Source organism: Pseudonocardia xinjiangensis (genome assembly GCF_012911925.1).
Lineage (GTDB): Bacteria > Actinomycetota > Actinomycetes > Mycobacteriales > Pseudonocardiaceae > Pseudonocardia > Pseudonocardia xinjiangensis.
Genome location: NZ_JAAXKY010000254.1, coordinates 1 through 5,048, shown reverse-complemented (window position 1 = coordinate 5,048; position 5,048 = coordinate 1). Strand labels below are relative to the sequence as shown.

Annotated in this window: 5 protein-coding genes; 2 read left to right on the top strand and 3 right to left on the bottom strand. The window is 69.8% G+C overall.

What is annotated here, in order from left to right; all coding sequences use genetic code 11:
* The first annotated feature begins 129 nt into the window (after positions 1-129).
* Positions 130-354: a hypothetical protein gene (locus HF577_RS36400; RefSeq protein ID WP_169400546.1), complete on the top strand. Its 225-nt coding sequence runs from the start codon at positions 130-132 to the stop codon at positions 352-354.
* A gap of 174 nt (positions 355-528) precedes the next feature.
* Positions 529-2,532, top strand: a complete 2,004-nt coding sequence (locus tag HF577_RS36395; protein WP_211175396.1) for an APC family permease — start codon at positions 529-531, stop codon at positions 2,530-2,532.
* Between the two features lie 20 nt (positions 2,533-2,552).
* Here the strand turns inward: HF577_RS36395 and HF577_RS36390 are convergent, their stop codons facing one another.
* The 3 genes from HF577_RS36390 to HF577_RS36380 all read right to left on the bottom strand — a co-directional run.
* Entirely contained in the window at positions 2,553-3,911 is a 1,359-nt protein-coding gene (locus HF577_RS36390; protein ID WP_169400545.1) for an MFS transporter, read from the bottom strand.
* A 310-nt stretch (positions 3,912-4,221) separates the two neighbouring features.
* On the bottom strand, positions 4,222-4,500 hold the full coding sequence (locus HF577_RS36385; protein ID WP_169400544.1) for a YggT family protein: 279 nt from the start codon (positions 4,498-4,500) through the stop codon (positions 4,222-4,224).
* A gap of 60 nt (positions 4,501-4,560) precedes the next feature.
* Positions 4,561-5,048 (bottom strand): helix-turn-helix domain-containing protein (locus tag HF577_RS36380; protein WP_169400543.1); only part of this gene is annotated, 488 nt, incomplete at its 5' end.

Genomic DNA, 5,048 nt, shown 5'->3' with positions numbered 1-5,048 from the left:
GGCTTCGGGGCGGGAGCTGCCACCGTGACCGGGGGCCTGGTCGTGGCCTTCGTGGGCGCGGGAGAGGGGACCGGAGGGCGTACGACGGGCGCCTGAACAGCGGCGACGGCCACCGGTGCCGCGGCGATCGTGGTCGGCGCCGGCGTGGTCGTGGGGGCGGCGGTGGTCGTCGGCGCCGGGCTGCTCGTCAACGCCGTGGTGCTCGACACGACGGCCGAGGGTGCGGTTGTGGACGTGCTGCAGGCCACCAGGGCGGTCAGGAGCGCGGGGATGATCAGGAGGGCGCGACGTCGATGCACGATGAGCCCTTCGCTCGCGCAGAGCAGGTGGTTACACCCTCTAACCGACGCCTGATGTCGGGGCGCCCGACCCGCGAACAACCGCGCTGCGCCGCCTCCTCCACCCAGGCCGAAAGGTATGTGCGGAGCGAACGAGCACGAATGTCCGCTGAACCGACTACCGGCAAGATCCGTGCCGAGTGCAGGCGGGCCGTACCGCGGATGGTCCCGGGGTCCGGACGAGGAGAGGATGCGCGATGAGCTGGGCAGGAGGTTCGCGGTGAACGCGATCCGCGAGCAGGCAGGGCCTCCCCGCCCCGACGCATCCGACCGGCGCCCGCCGAACGGGCTCGCGCGCTGGCTGCTGCACCACCGGGTGGAGTCCGTCCCCGGTCCGGCGGCCAAGGAGACCCACCACGACGAGCACCCGTGGTGGAAGGTCATGTGCCTGACCGGGGTCGACTACTTCTCCACGCTGAGCTACCTGCCGGGCATCGCCGCGCTGGCCGCCGGGGCGGTCTCCCCGCTGGCGACGCTGCTGATCGTCGTGCTGACCCTGTTCGGGATGCTGCCGATGTACCGGCGGGTCGCGGCGGAGAGCCCCAACGGCCAGGGGTCGGTGGCGATGCTGGAGCGGCTGCTGCCGTTCTGGCGGGGCAAGTTCTTCGTGCTGACGTTGCTCGGGTTCGTCGCCACGTCGTGGATCATCACCATCACGCTGTCGTCGGCGGACGCCACCGCCCACTTCGTGGAGAACCCGTTCGCCCCCGACTGGCTCACCGGCCACCAGGTACTCATCACCGTGGTTCTCCTGCTCGTTCTGGGCGGGGTGTTCCTGATCGGGTTCAGCGAGGCCGTCGGGGTGGCGGTACCGCTGGTCGTGGTGTTCCTGCTGCTCAACGCCGTGGTGGTGGTCGCAGGACTGGTCGAGGCGATCGGGCACCCCGTGGTGCTGGGCAACTGGGTGGACGCCCTGCTGAGCACGGGCGGGTTCGGCAACGCGCTCGGCACGGCGTTCCTGGCGTTCCCGCTGCTGGTGCTCGGCCTGTCCGGCTTCGAGACAGGCGTGAGCATGATGCCGCTGGTGCACGCCGACGGCGCCACCCCGCAGGAGCGGCTGCACCACCGGATCGTCAACACGCGCAGGCTCCTCACCGTCGCCGCGCTCGTCATGAGCGGCTACCTGATCGCGACCAGCTTCATCACGACCGTGCTCGTCCCACCGGCGGAGTTCGAGCCGGGCGGCCAGGCCAACGGGCGCGCGCTGGCCTACCTCGCCCATCAGCTGCTCGGGGACGCCTTCGGCACCGTGTACGACCTCAGCTCGATCCTCATCCTGTGGTTCGCCGGAGCGTCGGCGATGGCAGGCCTGATCAACATCGTGCCGAGGTACCTGCCGGGCTACGGGATGGCGCCCGAATGGGCACGCGCGGTCCGGCCGGTGGTGCTCGTCTACACGGCGGTGTCGGTCGGCCTGACGGTCATCTTCGGGGCGAGTGTCGACGCGCAGGCGGGTGCGTACGCCACGGGGATTCTCGTCATGCTGGTCTCCGCCGCGTTCGCGGTCACCGTGTCCGTATGGCGGCGCCGCCGGCCCCGGGCCGTGCTCGGGTTCGCCGTGGTGACCCTCGTCTTCCTCTACGCGCTGGTCGACAACATCGTCGAGAAGCCCGACGGCATCGTCATCTCTCTCGCCTTCATCGCCGGCATGGTGATCATCTCGCTGGTGTCGAGGCTGTCCCGGGCCACCGAGCTGCGCGCCGACGACATCGACTTCGACGAGCCCGCCGCCGCCTACATCGCCAGCTGTATCGACCACGGCGCGCTGCACGTGATCGCGAACAAGCGCCAGGCCGGCGACCTGGCGGAGTACCGGGACAAGGAACGCGAGCAGCGCGACCTCAACCCGATCCCGGAGGCCTCCCCGATCGTGTTCCTCGAGGTCGACGTCAGCGACCCGTCGGACTTCTCCCAGGTGCTCCACGTACGCGGCGTGGACGTCGACGGCTACCGGGTACTGCGGACCCGGAGCCCTGCGGTCCCCAACGCGCTCGCCGCGATCATGCTCCGCATCCGCGACGAGACCGGCTTCCGGCCCCACCTGCACTTCCAGTGGTCGGAGGGGAACCCGCTCACCCACCTGCTGCGCTACGTCCTGCTCGGCCGGGGCGAGACGGCCCCGGTCACCCGCGAGATCATCCGGCAGGCGGAGAAGGACCTCGACCGCCGTCCCGTCGTGCACGTGGGCGGCTGACCTCGGCGAACGGATCGGGGTTACGCGACCTGCGCCAGTTCGGTGCCCTGTTCCTCGATCGGGTCGACGCCGCTCCCGAGGTGCAGACAGGTCACCGAGACCAGGCTGATCACCGCGATGGCGACGACCCACACCGCGATGGACAGGCCGCTGCCGGTGGCGGCCAGCAGCGCCGTCGAGACGACCGGGGTGATCGCGCCACCAAGCACCGAGGAGAGCTGGAAGGTGAGGGACGCGCCGCTGTAGCGCACGCGTACCGGGAACAGGTCCGCCAGCAGGGTGGCCTGCGGGCCGTTCACCGCGCCGACGGTGACACCGACGCCCGCGTACGCGATGACTGCGGCCGGGAGCGACCGGCTGTCGAGGAGCAGGAAGAACGGCACCGCCCATATCGCCACGGACACCAGTCCGACGACGCTGACGCGGCGGACCCCGAAACGTCCGGAGACACCGGCGGAGATCCAGATCGCGAAGAAGAAGACCACGCCGAACACCCCGGTGAGAACAAGCATCGTGACGGTGGAGAGGTGTAGGTCCCGCTGCCCGTACGGGAGGAGATAGACGGCGACCAGCAGGCCGATCGCCGGGGAGGCGGTCACCGCCAGGGTGCCCGCGATCAGTGCCCTCGGGTACCTGCGGACGAGCACACCGAGCGGGAATCGCACCAGCTGTCGCGATTCCCGCACCCGGTCGAAGGCGGGACTCTCGCGCAGGCGGCTACGGACGATCACCCCGGCGATGATCAATGTGACGCTCAGCAGGAACGGGATCCTCCACCCCCACGACTGGAACTCGCGCACGGGCAGCACCGTGGTGCACACCAGCGTGACCACGGTGGCCAGGACCAGTCCGGCCGGGTTCCCCATCTGCGGGAGGGCACCGAAGACGATGCGACGGCGGGGCGGCGCGTGCTCGACGGCCATGAGCACGGCACCTCCCCACTCCCCGCCGAGGCCGAGCCCCTGCACCAGCCGGCAGAGCACGAGCAAGACCGGTGCGGCGACGCCGATCGCGGAGTAGGTCGGCAGCAGTCCGGTCACGACGGTCGAACCACCGGCGGTGAGCAGGGAGATCACGAGCAGGCGCTTGCGGCCGATCCGGTCGCCGAAGTGGCCGAACACGACCGCACCGATCGGTCGGGCCGCGAAACCCACCAGGAACGTGCTCAGCGCCGCCAATGTCCCGGCGACCGGCGAGAAGGACGGGAAGAACTGGCTGCCGAAAACCAGGCTGGCCGCCAGTCCGTAGATGAAGAAGTCATAGAACTCGATCGTCGTACCGATGAGGCTCGCGGCAGCGGCCCGGCGTGCTTGCCGCGAGGCACGCGCCGGTGGCGTGGTGGCTGCCCCCGGTGGACGAGCCTCGGACATGTCGGCCATGGCGGACTCCTTCCGTTGTCTGCGCTCTGACGCCGAACCCGAACAAATAACCAGGCACTGGGAACGGTTGTGCAGGCAGCAAAGGACCATTCGCGGCCGATTCGGACGCGCCCCAGCCCTCCCGTGAATACGGTATCCAGCTTACGGAAAATGCGCGCCGAGACAGAATGCCCTGGCTCACACCGTCATTGATTCCGATTCGCTTGTTCGGCCGGAATGCGGCGGCAACAGAACTGACACACGCCGGTCAACGGCTCCACTCCCGCGCGGAGTGGAGCCGGACCGCTGCTGTGGTCGTACGGGCTCGTACCTAGAAGGAGAGCACGATCGACCGCAGCACGAGCACCACGAGAAACACGACCGTGAACGCGAGGTCGATCTGCACCGAGCCGACCCGCACCGGCTTCAGCACCCGACGCACCGGCGCGAGCACCGGCTCGGTCAGCGTGTGCGACAGCCGCCGGGCCTTGGCGACCCCGCCGGAGTCTCCCGCGCCCAGCACGCCCGTCCAGTCCAGCACGGCACGCACGACCAGGACGATCAGGAACAGCAGTAGGACGAATCCGAGCACAGCTCCGATGGCACTCATGGACATCCCCTCCGTGTCCCAGCATCCTCGCCGAGGCTGAGCGATGCCTGAGAGGGAGCCTCACGCTCCCCGGTTCCCGCTGCGGTAGTCGCTGGGGCTGCATCGGTGGACCGTGCGGAACTGGCGCGAGAAGTAGAACGCGTCGGTGTAGCCGACGGCCGTCGCGATGTCGGCGATGGTGCGCGACGAGGTGATGAGCAGTTCGCGCGCCCGCGCCATCCGCAGGCGTTTGGTGTACTCGACGACGCCACCGCCCGTCGCGGCGCGGAAGAGCGCGGAGAAGTGCGAGGGCGACAACCCTGCCGTGCGGGCCAGGTCCGGCACGCTCACCGGCTTCGCGAAGTTGCGGCGCAGGTGCTCCTGGGCCTGCCGGATCGGCTCGGTGCGCTGCCGGCCGCCGCCGACGGCGTCGGCCGCCAGCTGCGCCAGGAGCGCCCATCCCACGCCCGAGGCGGAGATCAGGCTGGGCAGGGTCTCATCCCGTTCGAGGAACCCGATCGCGTCGTCGATGGTGGACACTGCGCGGTAGGTGTCGTGCAGCTCGACGA